Annotated in this window: 19 protein-coding genes; 6 read left to right on the plus strand and 13 right to left on the minus strand. The window is 70.1% G+C overall.

The window, feature by feature from the left end:
* Positions 1–254 precede the first annotated feature (254 nt).
* From ACIA8R_RS52155 to ACIA8R_RS52180, 6 genes are all read right to left on the minus strand, one after another.
* On the minus strand, positions 255–1,052 hold the full coding sequence (locus ACIA8R_RS52155; protein ID WP_397045602.1) for an SDR family NAD(P)-dependent oxidoreductase: 798 nt from the start codon (positions 1,050–1,052) through the stop codon (positions 255–257).
* Between the two features lie 14 nt (positions 1,053–1,066).
* Positions 1,067–1,372 carry a cupin domain-containing protein gene (locus ACIA8R_RS52160; protein ID WP_397045604.1) on the minus strand — a complete coding sequence of 102 codons (306 nt, stop codon included), beginning with the start codon at positions 1,370–1,372 and terminating at the stop codon, positions 1,067–1,069.
* Between the two features lie 96 nt (positions 1,373–1,468).
* Positions 1,469–2,557: an LLM class flavin-dependent oxidoreductase gene (locus ACIA8R_RS52165; RefSeq protein WP_397045606.1), complete on the minus strand. Its 1,089-nt coding sequence runs from the start codon at positions 2,555–2,557 to the stop codon at positions 1,469–1,471.
* Positions 2,558–2,614: 57 nt separating this feature from the next.
* Positions 2,615–3,166: a flavin reductase family protein gene (locus ACIA8R_RS52170; protein ID WP_397045608.1), complete on the minus strand. Its 552-nt coding sequence runs from the start codon at positions 3,164–3,166 to the stop codon at positions 2,615–2,617.
* A 130-nt stretch (positions 3,167–3,296) separates the two neighbouring features.
* A complete protein-coding gene (locus tag ACIA8R_RS52175; RefSeq protein ID WP_397045610.1) occupies positions 3,297–4,514 on the minus strand; it encodes an FAD-dependent monooxygenase in 1,218 nt (405 codons plus the stop codon).
* Between the two features lie 281 nt (positions 4,515–4,795).
* Positions 4,796–5,851, minus strand: a complete 1,056-nt coding sequence (locus ACIA8R_RS52180) for an NDMA-dependent alcohol dehydrogenase (RefSeq protein WP_397045612.1) — start codon at positions 5,849–5,851, stop codon at positions 4,796–4,798.
* Positions 5,852–6,224: 373 nt separating this feature from the next.
* On the opposite strand from ACIA8R_RS52180, the gene ACIA8R_RS52185 reads away from it, so the two are divergent.
* From ACIA8R_RS52185 to ACIA8R_RS52210, 6 genes are all read left to right on the plus strand, one after another.
* Positions 6,225–7,805 (plus strand): acyl-CoA synthetase, encoded by a 1,581-nt coding sequence (locus ACIA8R_RS52185; RefSeq protein ID WP_397045614.1) that lies wholly within the window; start codon positions 6,225–6,227, stop codon positions 7,803–7,805.
* Positions 7,806–7,870: 65 nt separating this feature from the next.
* The gene (gene mftG / locus ACIA8R_RS52190) at positions 7,871–9,424 is read left to right on the plus strand and encodes a mycofactocin system GMC family oxidoreductase MftG (RefSeq protein WP_397045616.1); all 1,554 of its coding nucleotides are present in this window, start codon (positions 7,871–7,873) and stop codon (positions 9,422–9,424) included.
* Positions 9,425–11,053 (plus strand): MFS transporter, encoded by a 1,629-nt coding sequence (locus tag ACIA8R_RS52195; protein WP_397045618.1) that lies wholly within the window; start codon positions 9,425–9,427, stop codon positions 11,051–11,053.
* A gap of 303 nt (positions 11,054–11,356) precedes the next feature.
* Positions 11,357–12,232, plus strand: coding sequence for an alpha/beta fold hydrolase (locus tag ACIA8R_RS52200; RefSeq protein ID WP_397045620.1), 876 nt, complete (start codon positions 11,357–11,359; stop codon positions 12,230–12,232).
* 37 nt (positions 12,233–12,269) lie between these two features.
* Positions 12,270–13,766 (plus strand): flavin-containing monooxygenase, encoded by a 1,497-nt coding sequence (locus ACIA8R_RS52205; RefSeq protein ID WP_397045622.1) that lies wholly within the window; start codon positions 12,270–12,272, stop codon positions 13,764–13,766.
* Between the two features lie 267 nt (positions 13,767–14,033).
* Positions 14,034–14,900 (plus strand): mycofactocin-coupled SDR family oxidoreductase, encoded by an 867-nt coding sequence (locus ACIA8R_RS52210; protein WP_397045624.1) that lies wholly within the window; start codon positions 14,034–14,036, stop codon positions 14,898–14,900.
* Between the two features lie 14 nt (positions 14,901–14,914).
* Here ACIA8R_RS52210 and acnA read toward each other — a convergent pair whose 3' ends face one another.
* From acnA to ACIA8R_RS52245, 7 genes are read right to left on the minus strand one after another with little or no spacing between them, the layout of a single operon-like run.
* Positions 14,915–17,494: an aconitate hydratase AcnA gene (gene acnA / locus ACIA8R_RS52215; protein ID WP_397045626.1), complete on the minus strand. Its 2,580-nt coding sequence runs from the start codon at positions 17,492–17,494 to the stop codon at positions 14,915–14,917.
* On the minus strand, positions 17,491–17,796 hold the full coding sequence (locus ACIA8R_RS52220) for a putative quinol monooxygenase (protein WP_397045628.1): 306 nt from the start codon (positions 17,794–17,796) through the stop codon (positions 17,491–17,493). The genes acnA and ACIA8R_RS52220 overlap by 4 nt, the downstream gene beginning before the upstream one ends.
* Positions 17,784–18,839, minus strand: coding sequence for an Ldh family oxidoreductase (locus tag ACIA8R_RS52225; protein ID WP_397045630.1), 1,056 nt, complete (start codon positions 18,837–18,839; stop codon positions 17,784–17,786). The genes ACIA8R_RS52220 and ACIA8R_RS52225 overlap by 13 nt, the downstream gene beginning before the upstream one ends.
* Positions 18,836–19,441, minus strand: a complete 606-nt coding sequence (gene otnC / locus ACIA8R_RS52230; protein WP_397045632.1) for a 3-oxo-tetronate 4-phosphate decarboxylase — start codon at positions 19,439–19,441, stop codon at positions 18,836–18,838. The genes ACIA8R_RS52225 and otnC overlap by 4 nt, the downstream gene beginning before the upstream one ends.
* Entirely contained in the window at positions 19,438–20,655 is a 1,218-nt protein-coding gene (otnK, locus tag ACIA8R_RS52235; protein ID WP_397045634.1) for a 3-oxo-tetronate kinase, read from the minus strand. Before otnK ends, otnC begins: the two co-directional genes overlap by 4 nt.
* Positions 20,652–21,293, minus strand: coding sequence for an aspartate/glutamate racemase family protein (locus ACIA8R_RS52240; protein ID WP_397045636.1), 642 nt, complete (start codon positions 21,291–21,293; stop codon positions 20,652–20,654). Before ACIA8R_RS52240 ends, otnK begins: the two co-directional genes overlap by 4 nt.
* The gene (locus ACIA8R_RS52245) at positions 21,290–22,360 is read right to left on the minus strand and encodes an isocitrate/isopropylmalate dehydrogenase family protein (RefSeq protein WP_397045638.1); all 1,071 of its coding nucleotides are present in this window, start codon (positions 22,358–22,360) and stop codon (positions 21,290–21,292) included. The genes ACIA8R_RS52240 and ACIA8R_RS52245 overlap by 4 nt, the downstream gene beginning before the upstream one ends.
* Between the last annotated feature and the right edge of the window lies 1 nt (position 22,361).

A 22,361-nucleotide genomic window follows, 5' to 3' on the forward strand; every position in this document is an offset into this window, starting at 1 on the left:
TACTTGCATGTCCCAGTCGAACCCGTCGGCGGGGGTGGTGTCGGGTAGTTGATGGGCGTAGAACAGACCGACTTCCATGAAACCTCCGGCGACGAAGTGGAGTTGCGTTCAAGCGGACGACTGCCAGACGGTGTGCCTCGTGGCGAGGTCACGAGGCACCGCCAGACATCGACCCTGTCATTTCGGCCGCCCGGGGCATTGAGCCCCAGCGCCACCCGCTTGGAACGAACTGCCAGCGCAGACGTACCGGCCGGTCAGCCGGCGAGGAGGCCGCCGTCCACCGGGAACAGCCCGCCGGTGCAGTAGCCGGAGAGGTCGGAGACGAGGAACACCACGAGCTTCGACACCTCCTCCGGCTCCGCGACGCGGCTGATCGGCTGGGACCACAACCATGTGTCGAAGTCGAAGTACTCGTTCGTGGCGAAGTGTTCTTTTTCGTGCTCCAACATCGCCGTGTTCACCGCTGACGGGGCGATGGCGTTGACGCGGATGTTCTCCTTGGCGTACGTGATGGCCATCGACCGCGTCAGCCCCAGGACGGCGGCCTTGCTCGCCTGGTACGCGGCATACCCCCAGGTGCCCTTGACGGCCTGGACCGAGGAGGTGTTCACGATCACACCGCCGCCCGCCGCCCTCATCGCGGGAATCGCCGAGCGGCAACCCCGCAGGATGCCGGCCGCGTTGGTCTCCATGATCAGCGCCCACTCCTCGTCGGAGCACTCCTCCACCGACGACACCTCGCAGACGCCGGCGTTGTTGACCAGGATGTCGAGCGCCCCCTTCTCGCGGACGAGCTCGGTGACGACCTCGTTCCACTCCGCGCTGTTCCGTACGTCCAGCCGCGCGAAGTCGGCCTGGTGACCCTTGTCCCGGAGCTCCTGCGCCGTTGCCTTCCCCTGGTCGTCGAGGATGTCGGTGAGGAGCACGTACGCTCCCTCTTCCGCGAGATGTCTCGCGTGGGAAGCGCCCTGTCCGCGAGCGGCTCCCGTGACGATGGCGACCTTGCCTTCAAGCAGCATGGCGTTGACCTCCTGTTTCAGATGATTCGGCATCGGATTACGGTGACTCACTTGAGGCGGAGGACGACGACCTTGCGCACCGTCTCCAGCGTCGTCCAGCGGCAGGTGTCCCCAGGAGCCAGCACACCGGCATCACCGGGCCCGAACTCCAGGACCCGCCCGTCGGGAAAGTCCACGCGCGACCGGCCGCTGACGATGACGAACGACTCGTTGCCCTGGACGTCGTCGAGGACGCCGGGCGTCATCTCCCACACCGCGCCGACCTCGCTCCCGTCCTCCCGCTCCCAGAGCAGGGAGAACGTGACCTCTGCTCCAGGTGTCAATCGCTCAGGGGCCGTCGGATAGGCGTCCATAGGCACCTCGGCTGGGTTGAACTTCGCACTGACCATGACGACCTTCCAATGCTGAGAGCCGTGAGACCTGTCTGGATGACGTGGGGCGGGTCCGGCTCAGGAGTCCGCCACCAGATGGGACAGCCGGGGGGCCACTTCTGAACCGAGGAGTTCGAGGCTGCGCCGGTACCTGTCCGGTTCTCGGCCACGGCTCGGGGCGCCCATGAGCAGCGTGCCGAAGCCGCCCACCTCGGCATGCAGCGCCTCGATCTTCTTGGCGACCGTCTCCGGGGAGCCGACCAGGAAGAAGTTGTCCACGAGCCACTCCAGGGAGAGATCGTGCTCGGGCACGGCCGCTCCGGCCAGGAGCGAGCCCAGTCCGAGGTCCTTGAACATAGGAAGGTTGATCTTGGACCAGACGTCACCCAGAGGGCCGCTCAAAGCCTGCTCCCGGGCCTCATCGTCGGTGTCGGCGAGCCAGAGGTCCCTCGTGACGCGCCAGTTCGCCCGGCGCGGCACGTGGCCGGCGGCCTCGGCCGACGCCGCGTAGGTCTCCCAGTGCTGGATCAGCGTCTGACCCGACACTTCCTGGCTGACCGGACTGTGGCCACGCCTGCCCGCCTCGGAGAGAGTCGGTGACTTCGGTTGCATGCCCGTCATCAGGATCTCGGGATGCGGTCGCTGAAGAGGCTTGAGATGCGGGCCGTTCACGCTGGAGGAGAACTCGGGCATGTCGGCGGTCCAGTACCGACCGTCGATCCGCCACGGGCCGGGCTTGGTGAAGATCGCATGGATGATGTCGAGACCTTCGGCGAGCATGCGCGCGTTCTCCACGCCCGTCCCGAAGAGCTGCGCGTCCGTCGGGAAGGCGCCGGGAGCGACGCCTGCGACGTATCGTCCACCGGTGAGGTGGTCCAGCCACATCATCCGGTGAGCCAGCGCCACAGGGTTGTGGTACGGAACGAGATGCCCGAGGGCTCCGAGCCGAACGCGGGTCGTCTGCTGCGACGCCGCGGCGATCATGAGCTCAGGAGCCGGACAGGGCTCGTGGCCAAGGGTGTGGTGCTCGGCGAAGAAGACTTCGTCCAGACCGTACTGATCGGCCCATGAGGCGACTTGCAGGTCCCACGCGATGACGTCGGAAACACTGTCCGTGCCGGCCGCATAATCCAACGCGTACGGGACGCACAAGACCGCGAACCTCACTCTTACCCTCCATAGAACAGTCGCATGATTCGAGCGGCGAACTCGACGGAATGCCTCTCACCAATGCGCTACCTCGAGGCCGGCTCGACCGTCGACGCTCATGCCGTGCACGTGCCGAAGACCGCGGAAACCGCTCGCGAAGAAGATCATGGGGTCGTCCGCATGCGATTCCACATGGAGCTGAAGAATCTCCAGGACGACGATTTCGTGGTCCCCCGCCTCGTGCGACTCGCGAATCGCGCATTCGAACCACGCATGAGTGCCGCCGACGACGACGGCCCCGGACGGCAGTCGCGTGACCTCCAGGCCGGCGAATCGATCGGCCTCCTTCGAGGCGAGCCGTTGCGCGTGGGCCTGCTGTGCCCGGCTCAGCACGCTCACCCCCACCACGCCGGCCTCCCGCAGCCGTGGCCAGGTCGTCGACGACAACTGGATGCACACGCTGAGCAGCGGTGGGTCGAGCGACACCGGCATGAACGCCGAGACGGCCATTCCCACGCGTTCGTCGCCGTGCATCGCGCACACCGCGACCACCCCTGTGGGGAACTTGCCGAACGCAGACCTGAGAAGACGTCCGTCCAGGGGCTTGTCAGCAGGGTTGTGCGTCATCGGTCGACTCCTCAGCCGTAATCACCGCACGTGTCGTTCATCGGTGTTCCGTCGTCCCAGGGTCGCGCGGAACGGTCTCGTCGCCATTGAGCCTGAGCGCCGTCACGATGTGCGCGAGTGCCAGGTCCGGTCAGGCGGCGGCGACGTCGAAATTCTTGTTCGCCATTTCTCCGCCGTTGTCGATGGCCTTGCCCATGACGGACCCGATCACCGGCGTGGTTATCAGGCGCAGCCAAATGGTGCGGTAAAGGTGTTCCTTGCGGTCGTGAGGGGTGAAAAGCGTGCGCAGTTCCAGAGCGCCTTTCTGCTCCTCAAGGACGAATGGCCGCATTCGCGCCTCCCACTTCGCCAGAGCTTCCGCCACATCGTCCGGATGACGCTCCAGCATCGTGCCCAGCAGTTCGCCCCCGGCGATCCCCGTGGAGGCGCCCATGCCCGAGTAGAGAGACAGACACCATGCCGCGTCGCCCACCAGGACGATGCGGCGACGGTGCCAGCGTGGCATCTTGATCTGGTTCACCGAGTCGAACAGGACCTCCTTGGCCTCCGCGAACCTGACCATCAGCTGCTCCAGCAGAGGACCCGCGGGTTCAGGGCCGAAGGCCGCCCGAATGGACTCGATCGGTGGCCGGGTGAACTCACGGTCGACATCGCCGGTGCGATAGGAGAACAACAGGCCGGGTCCGCGGTTGCTGAAGGGGAAGGTCCACACCGAACGTCCCGGCTCGGCCAGCACCAGCCCCTCGTTCAAGGAGAAACCGTCGGCCGGCTCGTCCATCGTCGTGGTGCCGATCATGTAATTCAGCGGGTGCAGGAATTCTGCGTGCGGGCCGAAGGCCAGTGCGCGAACAGTGGAGCGCGTCCCGTCCGCGCCGATGACCAGGTCGAACCGCTCAGTGGTCGTGGTGCCGGTGGCGGTGTCGGACAGGGTGACCTCGACGCCCTGGTCGTCCTCGGCAAGCTGCGTCGGCACGGTGGAATAGCGGATCTCCACATCGTCGGGCAGCGCGGAGAACAGTCCCTGCTCCACATCTCCTCGCAACAGGGTCCGTGGCGCGCCGGGCAGGTCGGCGAAACCGACGCCCGGGCGGCGGCGTCCCGCGCGGTTCACCTCGTACGCGGTGAAGTCCTGATGGGTGCGATTCCCGATGGCGTCCAGAGCGCCCAGTCGCCGTGCTGAGGCGATGCCGGCGCCGAACAACGCGACGAAATGGCCGCCGGAGCGACGCGCGGGGGCCCTTTCAATGAGAAGAGGGGTCCAGCCGACCTGGTGCAATCGCACGGCGGTGGCGATTCCGGCGATGCCCAGTCCTACGACGAGCGCTCGGCGACGGCCCTGGTTCGACATATGCAGCCTCCTTCGGCTCAACCCCTACGGGACTGGAATGTGGTGAGCGCGGACGCGCACGGACGATGTACGCCGAAGAATCCGCTGGTCGCGCGCCCACGCTTCTGGAGAGGCTGCCAGCCGACGCCCGGCACGCCATAGGACGAAAGCGTCGGCCAGTTGGACAAGGAGGCCGATGGGCTTGGGCGGCCGTCAGAAGGTGATGAGACCGCGGATGTTCTTGCCGTCCCGCATGTCCTGGTAGCCCTGGTTGACCTCGTCCAGCGCGTACGTCGTGGTGATCATCTCGTCGAGCTTGAGCCTGCCCTCCTCGTAGAGGCGCAGCAGGCGGGGATGTCACGGCGGGGATTGGCGTTGCCGAAGATGCAGCCGACGAGCTCCTTGCGCTGCATGGACAGGTCGAACAGGTTGAGCTTGACGTCCTCCTGGTGGATCGGGGCGACCGAGGTGACGACGCCCCGGCCCCCCTTGGCGACCATGCTCATCATCGGCTGGATGAGGTCGCCGGTCGCGACGCCGGTGCACAGGATCGCCTTGTCGGCCATCGCGCCCCAGGTCAGCTCGCCGGCCGTGGCCACGGCCTCTTCCACGGAGGCCGCCGTATGGGTGGCGCCGAACTCGGCCGCCCTGTCCCGCTTCCACTCGACCGGGTCGACGGCCAGCACGTGACGCGCTCCGGCGAGCGCGGCGCCCTGCACCGCGCCCATGCCGATCCCGCCCAGCCCGATGACGACCACGGTCTCCCCGGCGCGTACGTCGGCCGCGTTGACCGCTGAGCCCCAGCCGGTGGTGACACCGCACCCGACGAGCGCGGCCTTGTCCAGCGGAACCCCGTCATCGATCTTGACGCAGGAGCTCTCGGCCACGACCGTGTGCTGGGCGAACGTCCCCGCACAGGACATGATGCCCAGGTCGACGCCGTCCGCCGTGTGGTGGCGGGCGGTCATGTCGGTGATCTGCCGTCCTGCCAGCAGGAACGCGCCGAGGTCGCACAGATGCTGCTGACCGCGCGCGCACGACGGGCACCGTCCGCACGCCGGGATGAACGACAGGACGACATGGTCGCCCTCCTTCAGGGTCGTCGCCCCGGGCCCCACCTCGACGACCACACCCGCGCCTTCGTGGCCGCCGATGATGGGGAACTGCTTCACGCCCGTCAGCTCCGCGATCTCCGGGCTGAGCACCATGTCACCCGTCACGATGTGCTCGTCGGAGTGGCACAGCCCGGAGGCGGCGAGCTCGATCTTCACCTCGCCGGCCTTCGGGTCGTCCAGCTCGATGTCCTCGACGTGCCAAGGCTTGTTCTGTTCCCACAGGACCGCCGCGCGAGTCTGCATGTTCTCACCTTTGAGGTAGGACCAGCGTGGCAGTCGCGCTCGTGCCTTGAGACGGCCGCCCCGATGGCGAGCTCTCTTCACTCTTGCCGGGGACCCGGGAAGGTGTCGTAGGCGATTCTTCGTGGAAGCAGAGCGGCGTTCATTGGCTCACAGCGCCATCGGATCGCACCCATGTGACAGGTCGCGGCATCTCAGGAACGCGTGGATGACGCTGAGGTTCCACCAGTCGGCACGGACCGGCAAGTCAACCGTCGAACGTGCACGCGACGCTGTCCTCACGCCACCTCGACCGCACCGAAGGGAACGGCCCCTGGCCGGACCCTTCTGGCATGCCGTCCCTTCCCCGGCCACTGAAGAACACGAGGAGCCCCCCTTGACCGAGCGCACCTACAACCTGGCAGATCTCCTGGAGATCCTGGCGACGGCGGACCCGGACAGGCCGGCGCTGGTGGCCGGCGACGTGCGGCTGTCCTACGGCGAACTGAGCGCGCGGGCGAGCAGGGTCGGCCATCACCTGGCGCAGGCGGGTGTGCAGCCGGGCGATCACGTGGCGATCCTGGCGTACAACCGGGCCGAGTGGCTGGAGTCCATGTTCGGCGTACACAAGATCAGGGCGGTGCCGATCCCCGTCAACTACCGCTACGTCGCGGCCGAGCTCCGGCACGTCCTGTCCGACTCCGACTCCGTCGCGATCATCGGCGAGCGCTCCCTGCTGGCTCGCGTCGAGGAGGTACGCGGCGAGCTGCCGAAGCTGAACCATGTCGTCGTCCTCGAGGACGGCGGCGACGAGACGATCCTCGGCGCGGTGCCCTACGAAGAGGCGCTCGCGGCGGCCTCGCCCGGCGACGATTTCCCGTCGCGCTCCAGCGATGACCGCTACATCATGTACACGGGCGGCACCACGGGTTACCCGAAGGGGGTCGAATGGCGCTGCGAGGACATCTTCTTCGGCGCCCTCGGCGGCGGCAGCTCCGGGGACAGCCCGATCTCCCGGCCGGCCCAGATCGCGGACGCCGCGAACGAGCCCGGCTCCGTCATCCTGAACTGCGCGCCGGTGATGCACGGGGCCGGCCAGTGGATGACGCTCATGGGTCTGTTCATCGGGGCCAAGGTCGTGATCTACACCGAGCGGGCGTTCGATCCCGGGCGGGCGCTGGACCTGCTGTCGGCGGAGGGCGCGAACGTGCTGATGATCGTGGGCGACGCCATGGGCCGCCCGATCGCCTCGGAGCTGGCCAAGGGCCGGCACGACACCGGTTCGCTGTACGCGCTCTCCTCCGGTGGCGCGCCGCTGACCCCCGCCGTCAGCGAGGCGCTCCGTGACCATCTGCCCGGTGTCCGCTTCGTCGACAACTACGGCGCTTCGGAGACCGGTGTCGGCGGCACCTCCGGAGGGGGCAAGAGCACCGGGACCGCCAGGTTCATGATGGGCCCCGACTGCACCGTGCTCGACGACGACCTGCGCGTCGTCGCACCCGGCGAGATCGGCAAGCTGGCTCGCAGCGGGCACATCCCCCTGGGCTACTACAACGACCCGGTCAAGACCGCGGCCACCTTCTTCACCGACGGCGCGGGCACCCGCTGGTCGATTCCCGGAGACTTCGCCACCCTCGAGCCTGACGGGGCCATCGTGCTGCTCGGCCGCGGCTCCCTGGTGATCAACAGTGGCGGCGAGAAGATCTTCCCGGAGGAGGTGGAGGCGTTTCTCAAGGAGCATCCCGATGTCTGCGACGCGATCGTCGTCGGCGTGCCCGACGAGCGGTTCGGTCAGAAGGTCGCGGCGGTGATCTCCTCCTGCCCCGGCAAGGAGGTCCTCCTGGAGGATCTCAACGCGTTCCTGGCCGACCGGATCGCGGGCTTCAAGCTGCCTCGTGAGCTCAGGCTCGTCACCGAGGTCAAGCGCACGGCCGTCGGCAAGCCCGACTACAAGTGGGCCGCGTCGGTCTTCGCCTGAGCCGGACCGAGCCGTCCTCGCAGGCCGGACGTCGGGATCGGGGGCCGAGGGAAGGGGCGTGACTGATGGGCCATCGTTCAGGTCCGGCGGGCGGTCGTCCGGACGTGCTGATCGTCGGCGCCGGGGGAGCAGGTGCGGTGCTCGCGGCGAGGCTCAGCGCCGATCCCGGCCGGTCGGTGCTGGTTCTCGAAGCAGGGCCGGTCCCGGTCGGTGCGTTCCCCGCCGACCTTCTCGACGCGCGGCTGGTGCCCGGCGCACGGCCAGGACTGTCCGCCACGAACGCCTATCCGGCAGAGCTGACGTCAGGACGGCCCTACCTGGCGGTACGCGGCAGGGGGCTCGGCGGCTCGACGACGGTCAACGGCGGCTACTTCATCCGGGCGCGGGAGGCCGACTTCGCCCGCTGGGCGGCGGCGTCCGGAGACGACCGCTGGTCCTACGCGAAGGCGCTCCCCCTGCTGCGCCGGCTGGAGAACGACCTCGACCTGGGACACTCGGGCCTGCACGGCGGGACCGGGCCGATCAAGGTCCGGCGGACCTCGCTCACCCATCCCGCCGCACACGCCTTCGCGCAGGCCGCCCGGGAACTCGGCCATGCCGAGGAAGCCGACAAGAACGCCCAAGGTCCGCCGGGTTTCGGTCCGGTACCCCTCAACGCGGATCGCGGCGTCCGGATCAACACCGGGGCCGCCTACCTCTTGGACGTCATTTCCCGGCCGAACCTCACCGTGCGCGGCGACTGCACCGTGCGCTCCGTCCTGCTGCGGCGAGGACCGGGCGGCCTGCGCGCGGCAGGCGTTCTCGCGGTCCGGGACGGCCGTGCCGAGGTGATCGAGGCGGGCCGGGTCGTACTGTGCGCCGGGGCGTTCGGCTCGGCGCATCTGCTCCAGGTGTCGGGGATCGGCCCGGCGAACGTCCTGGCCGCCGCCGGGATCGAAGTCGTCCATGAGCTTCCGGCCGTCGGCGCCGCCTTCAGTGACCATCCGCAGGTCGTCGTGGAGTGGACGCCCGCCCGTACGCTCCCGGAGCCCGAGGACAGCTGGCTGGCCGGTGCGCTCCATCTGAGCTCGGGCGGAGGAGAGGACGGCGACCTGGAGATCCTCCAGTCGCTCGTGCCCTTGGCGGGGCTCGTCCGGGGTGAGACGGCGGTGCCGGGAGCACCCCATGCGTTCCTCGTCTCGGCGCAGACTCCCCGCGCGCTCGGCCGGTTGCGGGCGGTCTCGTCCGACCCGGACACCCCGCCTCGCATCTGCTACCGCTACCTCACCGACGCGGAGGACCGCCGGCGGCTGCGAGAAGCGGTCAGGGCCGCCGCCGCGATCGTGGGATCGGGCGCGTTCGCCGAGCTGACCACCGGACCGGCCGAGCCCGCCGACCTGGACGACACCGCGCTCGACGAGTGGATCGCCACCCGGCTCGGCACGTCGCAGCACACCTGCGGGACAGTCCCGATGGGCCGCTCCGGTGACCGGGCGGCGGCGGTGGACGGGCGCGGCGCGGTACACGGAGTGGCCGATCTGACCGTCGCGGACACCTCGATCCTGCCGTCCGCGCCCCTACGCGGTCCGGCGAACTCGGCAGTGCTGGTGGGAGAGGTGATCGCGGCAGCGCTGGCCTGAGTGTCGGCCATCTGCGGCGCCGATGGCCGACACCGTGGCACGCAGACGCAATGCGTAGATCGCCCCAACAACCAGACTTCAGGTCGTATGTCGGGCGGTGCCGAGGTTCGCGCACGCCTCGGCTGCGGAGGGGGACCGGGAGTGCTTGACGACAGCGGCGCCGGAGGAACGGCTACGGAGGATCCCGCCCTGGGCGACGTCGCGCCCGGGCACGGCGGGGAACGCGTAAGGGACGGATCGCCTCGGCTGATCCTGCTGACGATGGCGAGCGCCGGGTTCCTCCTGTCGATGATCCAGAGCACCGTGGTGCCGGCCCTGCCATTGATGGCCGCCCAGTTGAACACGTCGCCCGCCACGGTGGCGTGGGCGACCACCGTCGTTCTGCTGAGTGCGTCCGCCATGACTCCCTTGATGGGAAGGCTGGGCGACGTCCACGGCCACAAGGTCGCCTTCATCGGCGTGCTGACCGTGACGCTGGCCGGCAGCCTTCTCGGGGCTCTCACCCACAGCGTGGGACTGATGATTCTGGCGCGGGCGCTCCAAGGCGTGAGCCTCGGTCTGTTCCCGCTCGCCATGAGCGTCCTGCACCGGGAGATGCCCTCGCACCGGCTGGCCGGTTCCATGGCCGTCACCGCGTCCGCGATGAGCGTCGGCGGATGTCTCGCCCTCGTCGCGGGCGGGCTGCTGACACTGAACGGCGCCGACTACCGCCGCATCTTCTGGCTCAGCGTGGTGCTGTGCTGCCTGGTGCTGCTGCTCGCGACGCGGCTTCCCCGGCGGCGCGGGCCAGGCGGACGGGTGGACTACGGAGGCGCCGCGCTGCTGGCGTCGGGCCTCTCGGCGCTGCTGCTGCCGATCTCCCAAGGAGAACGCTGGGGCTGGACCTCGGCCCCCGTGCTCGGGCTCTTCGGCGTCGCGGTGTTCGCACTCTGTGCCTTCGTATGGCGTCAGGCTCGATCGGCGCACCCGTTGGTCGCCGTCGGCATGCTCAAGAACGGTCCCGTGCTGGCGGCGAACGTCGCCGGCTTCTGCGTCGGCCTCGCCATGCTGGTTCTCTACATGGGAGCCACCTACTTCGTCCAGGCGCCGGCCGGCTCCGGATACGGCTTCGCCGCGGACGGCCTCAGAACGGCGTTCGTCTACATGTTGCCGGGCGCCTTCGCCGCCATTCTGGCCGGTCCCGTCCTGGGATCGCTGGTCCAGCGGTTCGGTCCCAAGATCGTTCTGGTGTCGGGCAGCCTCGTCGGTCTCGGTGCGATGCTCATGTTCACCTTCCGGCACGACACGACGGTCGAGGTCGTGATCGCCGTCGTGATCGGCGATCTCGCTATCGCCGCCGCTTACGCCTCGATGCCGGTGCTGCTAGTCGCGCACGTGCGGCCGGAAGAGACCGGGGTCGCGAACTCGATCAACTCGATCACCCGCACCATCGGTGGGGCCGTCGGCGCGGCGGTGGTGGGGGCCCTGATGGTGAGTGACATCAGGACGGTCGTCACCCGGACGGGGCCGACCGAGCTGCCGACCGAGGGCGTCTACACCGCGATCTTCCTGCTCGGAGCCGTCTTCTTCGTCGGAGCCGCCCTGGCGGCCGCACTCGTCAGGACATCGCACCTTCGGGACGGACCTTGAGCCACTGGCGGTGTGACCGCGGCGAAGCACCAGGTGACACGCCTCGTCCGGCCGGATGACAGAGCCGTTCTATGCCTTGGCGCGCCTGCTCAATGAGCGGCGCCGGCACTGGTCGATAGTCGAAGCAGTCGTGAGCACCGGATGAGTTCGCTCTCGTCATGGGCGCCGCTACACGGCCGGAGCCGGCCGCATCGCCAGTGGCCACGCGATCGTCGCGCCGCACGTGCTGACCCCCGCACGCGGGACGTGAGGCCCCGGCCGACCCCCGACAGCACGTGACCACCACCCCCGGGAAGGAGAGCTATGTCAACGGCCAACACGCTTCCGGCGATCGCCGGAAGCGCCAACGAGAACCACGGTTCACTACACATCCGCGACCTTGAGGTGAACTTCTTCGATTCGGTCGAGGAGCGCGGCGATCTTCCTCCGATCGTGCTCGTCCACGGCACCGGAGGCGACACCCGCAGCCACTTCGGCTTCCTGTTCCCCATGTTGGCGGCCAAGCAGAGAGTGGTGGCGGTGGACCTGGCCACCCCGCAGGGCCCGCCGGAGGAAGGCACGATCCGGATGGCGGAACAGGTCCAGGCGGTGATCGAGAAAGTCCTTCCCGACCGGCCTGTGACCCTCGCCGGCTACTCGCTCGGAGCGGTGGTCGCCGCCACCGCCGCCGGCACCCGGCCGGACCTCGTGGGTGGGCTGGTCCTGATGGCCGGCTGGCTCAAGACCGACGCCCAGCAGAGCCTGCGCAACGACGTCTGGCGGGCCTTGCGGCAGTCGGACGTCGAAGCGCTCCAGCGTTACCAGGCCTTCTGCGCCTTCAGTGCACCTCTCCTGGCGATGCTGGGAGACCGCGAGATCGAAGCGCTCGTCGCGAGCTTCCGGACGGACGACGACATGGCGGCCCAGATGGAGATCAACCGGCACGTGGACCTCACGGACGTCGCGCCGAAGATCGCCTGCCCGACCCTCGTCGTCGCCGGCACGGACGACCTGATGACGCCGTTCAGGCAGTCCAAGAGGCTCTTCGGCGCGATCTCGGACGCCCGGTACACCGAAGTCACCTCCGGCCACGCGATGGTCGTCGAGCGGCCCGCCGAACTGGTCCACCTGATCGCGGCCTTCAACGCCGATCCGAACGAGTATCCCGCGGGCGCGACGCTGCCGGCCCGTCGCCCCTGACCGCATCCCTCCGTACTTCTCCTCGAAGGAGCCTGACGTGCCCACCTCCACCCCAGACGCGTTGCGCGACGTTTCAGTGATCATCGTCGGCGCCGGATTCTCCGGCCTCGGCCTCGGCATCCAGCTCCGACGGCGTGGCGAGGCCTCCTTCGTCATCCTGGAACGAGCCGATGACGTCGGCGGATCGTGGCGGGACAACACCTACCCGGGTGTCGCATGTGACGTTCCCTCGCCGCTCTACTCCTACTCTTTCCGCACGAACCCCGACTGGTCCCGGATGTTCGCGCCCGGCCAGGAGATCTGGGACTACCTGCGTACGGCGGCCCGGGAAGAAGGCCTGGGGCCGCACCTGCGCTTCGGCGCGGACATGCTCGAAGCCCGCTGGAGCGAGACCGACCGCCGCTGGACGGTCCGGACGCCGCAGGGCGAGTTCCACGGGGATGTCCTGGTCGCGGCGACCGGACACCTGACGGACATCAAGCTGCCCGACGTCCCGGGCCTCGAGACCTTCACGGGCGAGCTGTTCCACTCCGCCCGCTGGAACCACGGCTTCCCGCTGGACGGAAAGCGCATCGGCGTGGTGGGAACCGGAGCCTCGGCGATCCAGATCGTCCCGCGGCTCGCGGAGATCGCCGAGCGGCTCGTCGTGTTGCAGCGTTCGGCGCCCTACATCCAGCCCCGCCAGGACCGCGCCTTCTCCGTGGCGGAGAAGAACCTCTTCCGTCGTGATCAACGTACGGTCGAGGAGATGCGGGAGATGCTGTTCTGGTACAACGACTCCCGGTTCGCCGCCCGCCGTCTCGTCGACGACTTCCTCGCCGAGGCCATGTGGCAGGCGTTGAGCCACCTGGAGAGGCAGGTCCCCGACCCTGAGCTGCGCGCGAAGCTCACCCCCGACTACACGATCGGCTGCAAGCGGGTTCTGCTGTCCGACGACTACTACCCGGCCCTTCAGCGGCCCAACGTGCACCTCGAAGCGGGCGCCCTCGGACGGGTGAAGGGCTCGACGGCGTTCAGTACCTCAGGGGAGGCGTTCGAGCTCGACGTCCTGGTCGTCGCGACCGGCTTCGAGACCTACGACCTACCGTCGTCGTACCGCATCTTCGGGCGTGCAGGGCGGTCTCTGGCCGACCATTGGTCGAACGGGATGCAGGCCTACAACTCGATCGCCACGGCCGGGTTCCCCAATCTCTTCCTGTTGAACGGGCCGGGGACCAGCCTGGGCCACAACTCGATCATCTACATGATCGAAGCCCAGGTCGACCACCTGCTCGCGGCGCTGGACTGGCGTTCCGCGCACGATGGGCGGGTCCTGGAAGTCTCTTCCGAGATCGAGGACGCCTTCGCCAGGCGCCTGGACGAGATGGCCGCCGAGACGGTGATCACGCGGGGCGGATGCAGCAGTTGGTACCTCGACCCCCGCAACGGGCGGGCGACGCTGTCCTGGCCCGACTTCGCCCACCGCTTCCGGGACGAGTGCGCGCCCTTCGACCCCGCCGCGTACGACGGGGACGAGCGAGCCTTGCGAGTCTGACAGGACACCGACCGCCCGAGGCCGCTCAGCCCTGGGCACCCCATGACGTCGATCGGGGTCCGCAGCCCCCGATCGATCCTCTGCCGTTCGGGGCGCCGAGTTCAACGGCGCACTCCTCGCCCCGAACGGCAGGCTTCAGTCAGCGTGTCCGCTGATCGTGTGTGAGGTGGCATCGCGCGGCGATGGCATGGCGCGGATTTCCTATGGGACCGCGCTGATGGCCCAGGAAAGTAGGTGTGCCCCAACTTCACGTATAAGGAGACGCTCATGGGCCTGCTGGACGACAAAGTGGTGTTCATCACCGGCGGAGGCCGCGGACAGGGCCGCGCCCACGCCCTCGCGTCGGCGCGGGAAGGCGCGGACGTCATCCTCACCGACATCGACGCTCACATCAGGACGGTTCCCTACGACCTGGCGGGTAAGGAAGACCTCGCTGAGACGGTCCGCCTCGTCGAGGAACTGGGCCGACGCGCTCTGCCGGTCGTCGCGGACGTTCGCTCACAGCAGGCGTTGGACGACGCCGTCGCCCAGGGCATCGCCGAGTTCGGCAAGATCGACTGCCTCATCGCCAACGCGGGCATCCTCACCGAGGGGAAGGTCTGGGAGCTCGACGACGAGACCTGGCAGGACATGATCGACGTCAACCTCACGGGAGTCTGGCGCTCGGTCAAGGCGGTCCTGCCTCACATGATCGAACGGAAGAGCGGATCCATCGTCATCACGGCCTCGTCCAACTCGGACGACCCCGACCCCGGCATCGCGCACTACACAGCGGCGAAGGCCGGCGTCATCGGCCTGATGAAGAACGTGGCGGTGGAGGTCGCGCCCTTCGGCGTCCGCTGCAACGCGATCAAGCCCGGCTTCATCGCGACCGAGATGACCTCGTGGCAGGGCATGCTGGACCGCTACGCCGGGCACGAGGGCGGAACCGTCGAGCACATGAACCAGGCGGGCTACTTCTTCAACGCTCTGCCGATGCCCATGATGCAGCCGGAGTCGACCGCCAAGGTGGCGCTCTTCCTCAACTCGGACCTGGCCGCCTACGTGACCGGCCAGCACTTCTTCGTGGACGCCGGCCACTCCGTCCTCTCGCGGACTAACCTGAACGCGGTCATGCCCTCCGCCGAGGACTGACGTACGGACGGCCCTCAACTCGCCAGCAGGTGGCGCAGGACGTAGGGCATGATGCCGCCGTGCCGGTAGTAGGCGGCTTCGCGGGCGGTGTCGAGGCGGAGGCGGGCCTGGAAGGTGATGGCGTCGGCGGTCACGGTGAGCGTGGGCGGACGGTCCGGTCCGTCCAGCGCGGCGAGCCCGGTGACGGTGATGGTCTCACGGCCGGTCAGGCCGAGTTCGTCCGCGCCCTGACCGGGGAGGAACTGCAGCGGGAGCACGCCCATGCCGACCAGGTTCGAGCGGTGGATGCGTTCGTACGACTTGGCGATCACGGCCTTCACACCCAGCAGGGCGGGACCTTTGGCGGCCCAGTCGCGGGAGGAGCCGGCGCCGTAACCCTCTCCAGCCAGGACGACGGCGGGCGCCGAGGCGGCCTGGTAGGCGCGGGCCGCCTCGTACACGCTGGTGAGGCGGTCGTCGTCCAGGAAGTTCGGGGTGAGGCCGCCCTCGGTGCCGGGGGCGAGCTCGTTCCGCAGGCGCACGTTGGCGAAGGTGCCGCGCATCATGACCTCGTGGTTGCCGCGGCGGGAGGCGTAGGTGTTGAGCTGGTGGCGGGGGACGCCGAGGCCGGTCAGGTAGCGGCCGGCAGGGCTGGACGGCGGGATGGCGCCCGGTGGTGAGATGTGGTCCGTGGTGATGAAGTCGCCCAGCTTGACCAGGACGCGGGCGCCGGTGATGTGGGTGAGGGGCGACGGCTCGGGTGACATGCCGTCGAGGTAGGGAGCGCGCCGGACGTACGTGGAGCCTGGATCCCACGGGTAGGTGGCCGAGCCGGAGACGTCGAGGCGCTGCCAGCGTTCGTCGCCGTCGAAGACGTCGGCGTAGGCGCGGGCGAACATCTCCGGGCGGATCACCTCGTCGATGACGGCGCGTACCTCGTCGGGCGCGGGCCACAGGTCGCGCAGGTAGACGGGCCGCCCGTCGGGGTCCGTGCCGAGGGGCTCGGTGGTGAGGTCGATGTCCACGGTGCCGGCCAGGGCGTAGGCGACGACCAGCGGCGGGGAGGCGAGGTAGTTGGAGCGGACCTCGGGCTGGATACGGCCCTCGAAGTTGCGGTTGCCCGATAGGACGGCGGCGACGTCGAGGTCGTGCTCGGCGACGGCCTGCGACACCTCGTCGATGAGCGGGCCGGAGGCGCCGATGCAGGTCATGCAGCCGAATCCGGCCAGCGTGAAGCCGAGCCGCTCCAGGAAGGGGGTCAGCCCGGCCTGGCCGTAGTAGTCCATGACGACGCGCGAGCCGGGGGACAGGGTGGTCTTCACCCAGGGTTTGGCACGCAGCCCGCGCTCGGCGGCCCTCTTGGCGAGCAGCCCGGCGGCGATCATGACGGACGGGTTGGAGGTGTTGGTGCAGGAGGTGATGGCGGCGATGGCGACGGCGCCGTGCCCGATCTCCTGGTCGCCGCCGGCCGGCCGTGCCCGCGCGGGCGGGTGCTCCTGCGCCCGGAACGCGGCCTTGACCCCGTCCAGCGCGATCCGGTCCTGCGGCCGGCGGGGACCGGCCAGGGACGGGACGACGGTGCCCAGGTCGAGATCGAGATCGGCCGTGTAGAGCGGCGGCACGTCGGGGTCGTGCCACAGGCCCTGCGCCTTGGCGTACGCCTCCACCAGGTCGGCGTGCTCGTCGGAGCGGCCGGTGAAGCGCAGGTAGCGGATGGTCTCGGCGTCGACGGGGAACAGCGCGGCGGTCGAGCCGAACTCGGGGCTCATGTTCGACAGCGTCACCCGGTCGGTGACCGGCAGCGCGGTGACGCCCGGCCCGTGGAATTCCACGATCTTGCCGACGACGCCGTGCGCGCGCAGCCGTTCGGTGAGGGTGAGCACGAGGTCGGTCGCGGTGGCGGCGACCGGCAGCTCGCCGTGCAGCCGCACGCCGATCACGTCGGGGACGAGGATGGAGACCGACTGGCCGAGCATGGCGGCCTCGGCCTCGATGCCGCCGATGCCCCAGCCGAGCGTGCCGAGCCCGTTGACCATGGTGGTGTGCGAGTCGGTGCCGAGGCACAGGTCGGGGTAGGCCTCGTCGCCGTGGCGCATGACCACGCGGGCCAGGTGTTCCACGTTGATCTGGTGCATGATGCCCTTGCCGGGCGGCACCACGGTGAAGCCGCGCAGTGACGCCTGCCCCCAGCGCAGGAAGCGGTAGCGTTCGGCGTTGCGCTCGTACTCCAGCTCGGCGTTGCGCGCCGGCGCGTCCGGGCGGCCGAACACGTCGGCGATGATCGAGTGGTCCACGACCAGTTCGGCGGGGATGGCCGGGTTGACGCGTTCGGGGTCGCCGCCGAGTGCCGTCATGGCGTCGCGCATGGCGGCCAGGTCGGCGAGCGCGGGCACGCCGTTGGTGTCGTGCAGGAACACGCGGGCGGGATGCAGGTCCACCGCCTCGGTGCGGTCGCCGTGCGGCTGCCATCCGGCCAGCGCCGCCACCTGACCGGCGGGGGCGCCGTGACGGAGCAGGTTCTCCAGCATGATGCGCAGGCTGTACGGCAGGCGGGCGGGTGCGGCCACGGGGTGGATGCGGTAGCGGCGGGCGCCCACGGTGAGAAGGTCGGTCACGAATCCTGCCCTTGCAACGAGACGGGATGGCAGAAGGTGTTGCGGTGCTCGGTCACGCACTCCTCGGCGACCCGACGCCAGGCGGCGTAGTGCGGCGCGGCGCGGTGCTCGGTGAAGAAGGCGGCCTGGTCGCGGTAGATCTCGTACAGGACGAACCGGTGCGGGTCCTCCTCGCTGCGCAGCACGTCGAAGCGGAGGCAGCCGGGCTCCTGCCTGCTGGCGCGGGCGTTGGTCTCGATGCCCTGGCGGAAGGCGTCGAGGCGGCCGGGCCGTACCTGGAGGTGGACGATCACGACGAACATGCGCTCATCCACTCCGGCCGCGCGAGCTCGCACGTGTCGGCCAGCCGTCCGAGGCTGCTCAGTGTCCTGCCGGGCAGGCGTACGCCGGTGAGGGCCGTCGCGGCGGCGTTGCGGTCCTCGATCTCGCCGGGGTAGAAGATCTCGTCGTAGCCGGGTGCGAGCGGCACGGCCTTCGTGCGGTCGATCAGGTCGTCGAGCCGGCGGGCGTAGTCGCCGGGGTCGGCCACGGCGTCCAGGCGGAGCGCGAGCAGCAGGTGACCGCAGCCGCTGCGGCGGTCGGGCACGTACGGCCCCGCCACGTCGGTGGCGTACGAGCTCCCGGTCAGCACGCCGGACAACACGTCCATCATGAACGAGATGCCGTACCCCTTGTGCCCCGCCATGGGCAGGATGAGCCCGTCGATCGCCTGCCGCGGGTCGGTGGTGGGCGAACCGTCCGCCGCCTGGGCCCAGCCTTCGGGGATGGGCTCCCCGCGTTCCCGGGCGGCGTAGACCTTGCCCCGGGCGACCGTGGTGTTGGCGATGTCGAGCACGACCGGGCCGCGCACGCCGCCGGGCACGGCGATCGACCACGGATTGGCGCCCACGCTCTTCTCCCTGCCGCCCCACGGCGCCATGGCGGGGCTGCCGTTCGTGGTCAGCAGGGCGACGCAGCCCTCGGCGGCGATCATGCGGGTGAAGTAGGCGGCGGTGCCGAAGTGGTTGCCGTTGCGGACCGCGATCACGCCGACGCCGTGCTCGCCCGCCCGGCGTACGGCGTCGCGGGCCGCGTACGCGGTCACGACCTGGCCCACGCCGTCCCGGCCGTCGAGGACGGCGACCGCGCCGCCGTCGATCACGGTGGCCACCTCGGTCACCGCCCGCATGGCGCCGGAGCGCAGCCGGTCGGCGTACCACTCCAGGCGCAGCATGCCGTGCGAGGGATGCCCCCACGCGTCGGCCGTGACCAGGCTGTCGGCCACCAGCCGCGCGTCGGGCTCGGGGACGCCGAGCGAGGTCAGGACCGCGGTCCCGAACGAGATCAGTTCGGACGGTGGGATCACGACAGGCTCCTGACCTGGTCGAGGGTGAGCGGCCGGGTGGGACGGTCCCGCAGCAGCAGCCACAGCCGCGCCGTCTCCTCCAGCTCCTCGACCGCGTCGGCGGCGGCGGCGAGATCGGCGCCGGCGACGATCGGGCCGTGGTTGGCCAGCAGCAGGGCGTGCGCGGTGCGGGCGGCACGTTCGGCGATCGGGCCCAGGGCGGGGTCGCCGGGCGCGTGGTAAGGCAGCAGCGGCAGCCGTCCGACGCGCATCACGTAGTACGCGGTCAGGGGCGGCAGCACGTCGTCGGGGTCGAGGCCGTCGTGGCAGGACACGGCGACGGCGTGCGTGCTGTGCAGGTGGACGACCGCGCCGGCGTCCGGGCGGGCGCGGTAGAGGGCGGCGTGCAGGAACGCCTCCTTCGACGGGCGCGGCCCGTCCAGATGCTCGCCCGCCAGGCTGACCAGCGACAGTTCGCCGATCGAGCGCAGGGAGCCGCCGGTGGGCGTGATGAGGAAGCCGTCGCCGGTGCGCCCGCTGAGGTTGCCGGTGCGGCCATGGGTGAGCCGCCGCTCGAACAGGGACGCGCCCAGCTCGGCGACCTGCTGTGACAGGTCGGTCATGGTGTTTCCGTTGCTCGCAGGAGAAGATCGGGCCGACCGAAATTGCCGGATTTGAGCAGCAGCGCCAGCGGTGACCGGCCGGTGGTGAGCAGCCAGGGGACACCGCGGTCCGCCTCCTCGCCGACGACCGCGCCGGACACGCCGAGGGCGTTCACCACCGCGCCGGAGGTCTCGCCGCCGGCCACGACGATGCGGCGCGCGCCCAGCTCGGCCGCGCGGACCGCGACGGCGGCCAGCGCCCGTTCCAGGGACGCCGCCGCCCCGGGGGAGCGCTCCTCCGGCGGCGCGGAGGAATAGATCATCACGCGTTCCTCCTCGGCGAGGCGGCTCTCCAGCCACTCCAGCGCCTCGGCCGGCGCGCTGTCGTGGGCGCCGAGGCGGTGGGCGGGCATGCTCGCCCGCGCCAGCGTCACCTGCTCCAGCGTGGCCGCCGAACAACTGCCCGCGAGCACCACGGACGGGCCCGGCGGCAGCGCCGGCACGCCATCTCCTGGGAGCAGGTCCATGCCGGTGAGGGCCCCGGCCGCGCGGGCCAGACCCGAGGCGCCCGTGATCATGGGCAGTTGCGAAGTGGCGCCGGCGACCACGGCGAGGTGGCCGTCGTGCACGGCGTCGATCACCGCGTGGCGCACGCCGCGCGCCTCCAGTTCCGCGAGCGCGGTCCGCACGGCCTCCACGCCGCGTTCCACCGTCTGCAACGGGACCAGGGCGACCTCGTGCGGAGTCTGCCGGGCCAGGACGCGGACCAGGTCGGAGTCGGTCATCGGGGTGAGCGGGTGGTGCCGCATCGGCGAGTCCGACAGCAGCCGGTCGCCGACGAACAGGTGCCCCTGGTAGACGGTGCGGCCGTGCTCCGGAGAAGCCGGGCACACGACGGTCAGCCGGGCCCCGGCCGCCTCGGCCAGCGCGTCGGCGACCGGGCCGATGTTGCCCTGGTCGGTGGAGTCGAACGTGGAACAGTACTTGAAATACAGACGCCGGACCCCTTGGCCGGTCAGCCAGTCCTGCACGGCGCGCGAGGCGGTGACCGCCTCGCCGGCCGGCACCGAGCGGGTCTTGAGCGCGACGACGACCGCGTCGCTGTCGGGGACGACCGCGCCGGCCCCTGGCGGTCCGAAGAGCAGGACCGTCCGCAGCCCCGACCGCCGGAAGGCGGCGGCGACGTCGGTTCCGCCGGTGTAGTCGTCGGCCACGCAGCCGAGCACCGGGCTCATGCCAGCGCCTTGCGCAGCGCCGCTGCCGCGGCGAGCGGCGGGCTCAGCACCGGCACGCCGAGCCGCTCGCCGAGCTCGGCGTGGACCGGGCTGATCGAGTACTGCCCGAGCAGCACCAGGTCCACCTCGTCGAGGGCGGGAGCGGCGGTCCGCGCGAGCGCGTCCGTCAGATCCGGCCAATCGTGGGCGGCGGCCGCGGCGGCGGCGCCCGGTGCCGCGACCGCGCGTACCTCGACGCCGTCCGCCACGTCCTGGAGCCGCCGGGCCGAGTCCGCCGCCGCCGACTCCAGCGAGCCGAGCACCAGGACCGTGCCGGGCCGGCGGCGGGTGACGTCGGCGAACATGGCCTCGTCCGAACCCGTGACCGGAACGTCGTACAGCTGCCGCGCCAGCTTCGCGGCGGGCCCGTACATGGAGCAGGACAGCAGCACCGCGTCGGCGCCGCCGCGGACCGCGTGGTCGATGAGGGAGAGCATGCGGCGCATCAGCGCGGGCGTCATGCCGCCGGCCGCGTCGGCCTCGGTGACCAGCCGGTCGTCCATGAGATGCCAGGCGACGGCCTCCGGGAACCCTTCGGCGAGCCCGTCGGTGGCCGGTTGCACCGAGGCGGGGGTGGCGTTGACGACCGCGACCCTCATCGCTTCACACCGGCGGCGACGGCCTCGGCGAACGCGCGCGTGCCGGCCGTGCCGCCCATGTCGCGGGTACGGGTCCCGCCCCGCACGGCGTCGGCGACCGCCGTCTCGATCAGGGTCGCGGCCCGGGCCAGGGCGAGGTCCTGGTGACGGGCGCCGAGCCAGTCGAGCAGCATGGCGCTGGAGGAGATCATCGCGATGGGGTTGGCCAGGTCGCGCCCGGCGATGTCGGGGGCGGATCCGTGGGCGGCCTGGGCCATGGCGCGCTCGTGGGAGGCATTGATGGAGGGGGCGATGCCGAGCGACCCGGCGAGCTCACCGGTCAGGTCGGACAGGATGTCGCCGAACATGTTCTCGGTGACGATGACGTCGAAGTCGTTCGCCCGCCGCACCAGGTGCACGGTCATGGCGTCGATGTGGAAGTCGTCCACGGCCACGTCCGGGTACCGGGCGGCGACCTCACGGCAGACGTCGCGGAACAGGCCGGTGGTGAGCTTCAGCACGTTCGCCTTGTGCACGATGGTGAGCTTGCCGCGGCGGCGGGAGGCCAGCTCGAACGCCTCGACGGCGATCCGCTCGACGGCGGGGCGGGTGATGATGCCCATGGCGATGGCCACGTCGGGGGTGGGCATGAATTCGCCAGTGCCCTTGTAGGTGCTGCGGTCGGCGTAGAAGCCTTGCGTGTTCTCGCGGACGATGACCAGGTCGGTGCCGGGGACGACGGCGTCGGCGCCGTCGAACGACTTGGCAGGGCGGATATTGGCGAACAGGTCGAAATGCTTGCGGATGGTGCCGCTGGGGTTGAGCGTGGAACGGTGCGGCTCGGGATAAGCGGCGCTGTCGTGCGGACCGAGCAGCCACGCGTCCAGCTCTCCGAGCGCGGTCAGCGTCGATTCCGGTACGGCGGCGCCGTGCGTGTCGATGGCCGAGGCGCCCAGCGGCAGGTGCACCCACTCGACGGGGGCGGCGCCCGCCGCGGCCAGCGCGGCGTCCACGACCAGGACGGACGCGGGGACGATCTCGGGGCCGATGCCGTCGCCTTCGAGTACGCCAAGACGGTAGGAAGTCACA

This window comes from Nonomuraea sp. NPDC051191, assembly GCF_044455665.1.
In the GTDB taxonomy this organism is placed as follows: Bacteria; Actinomycetota; Actinomycetes; order Streptosporangiales; family Streptosporangiaceae; genus Nonomuraea.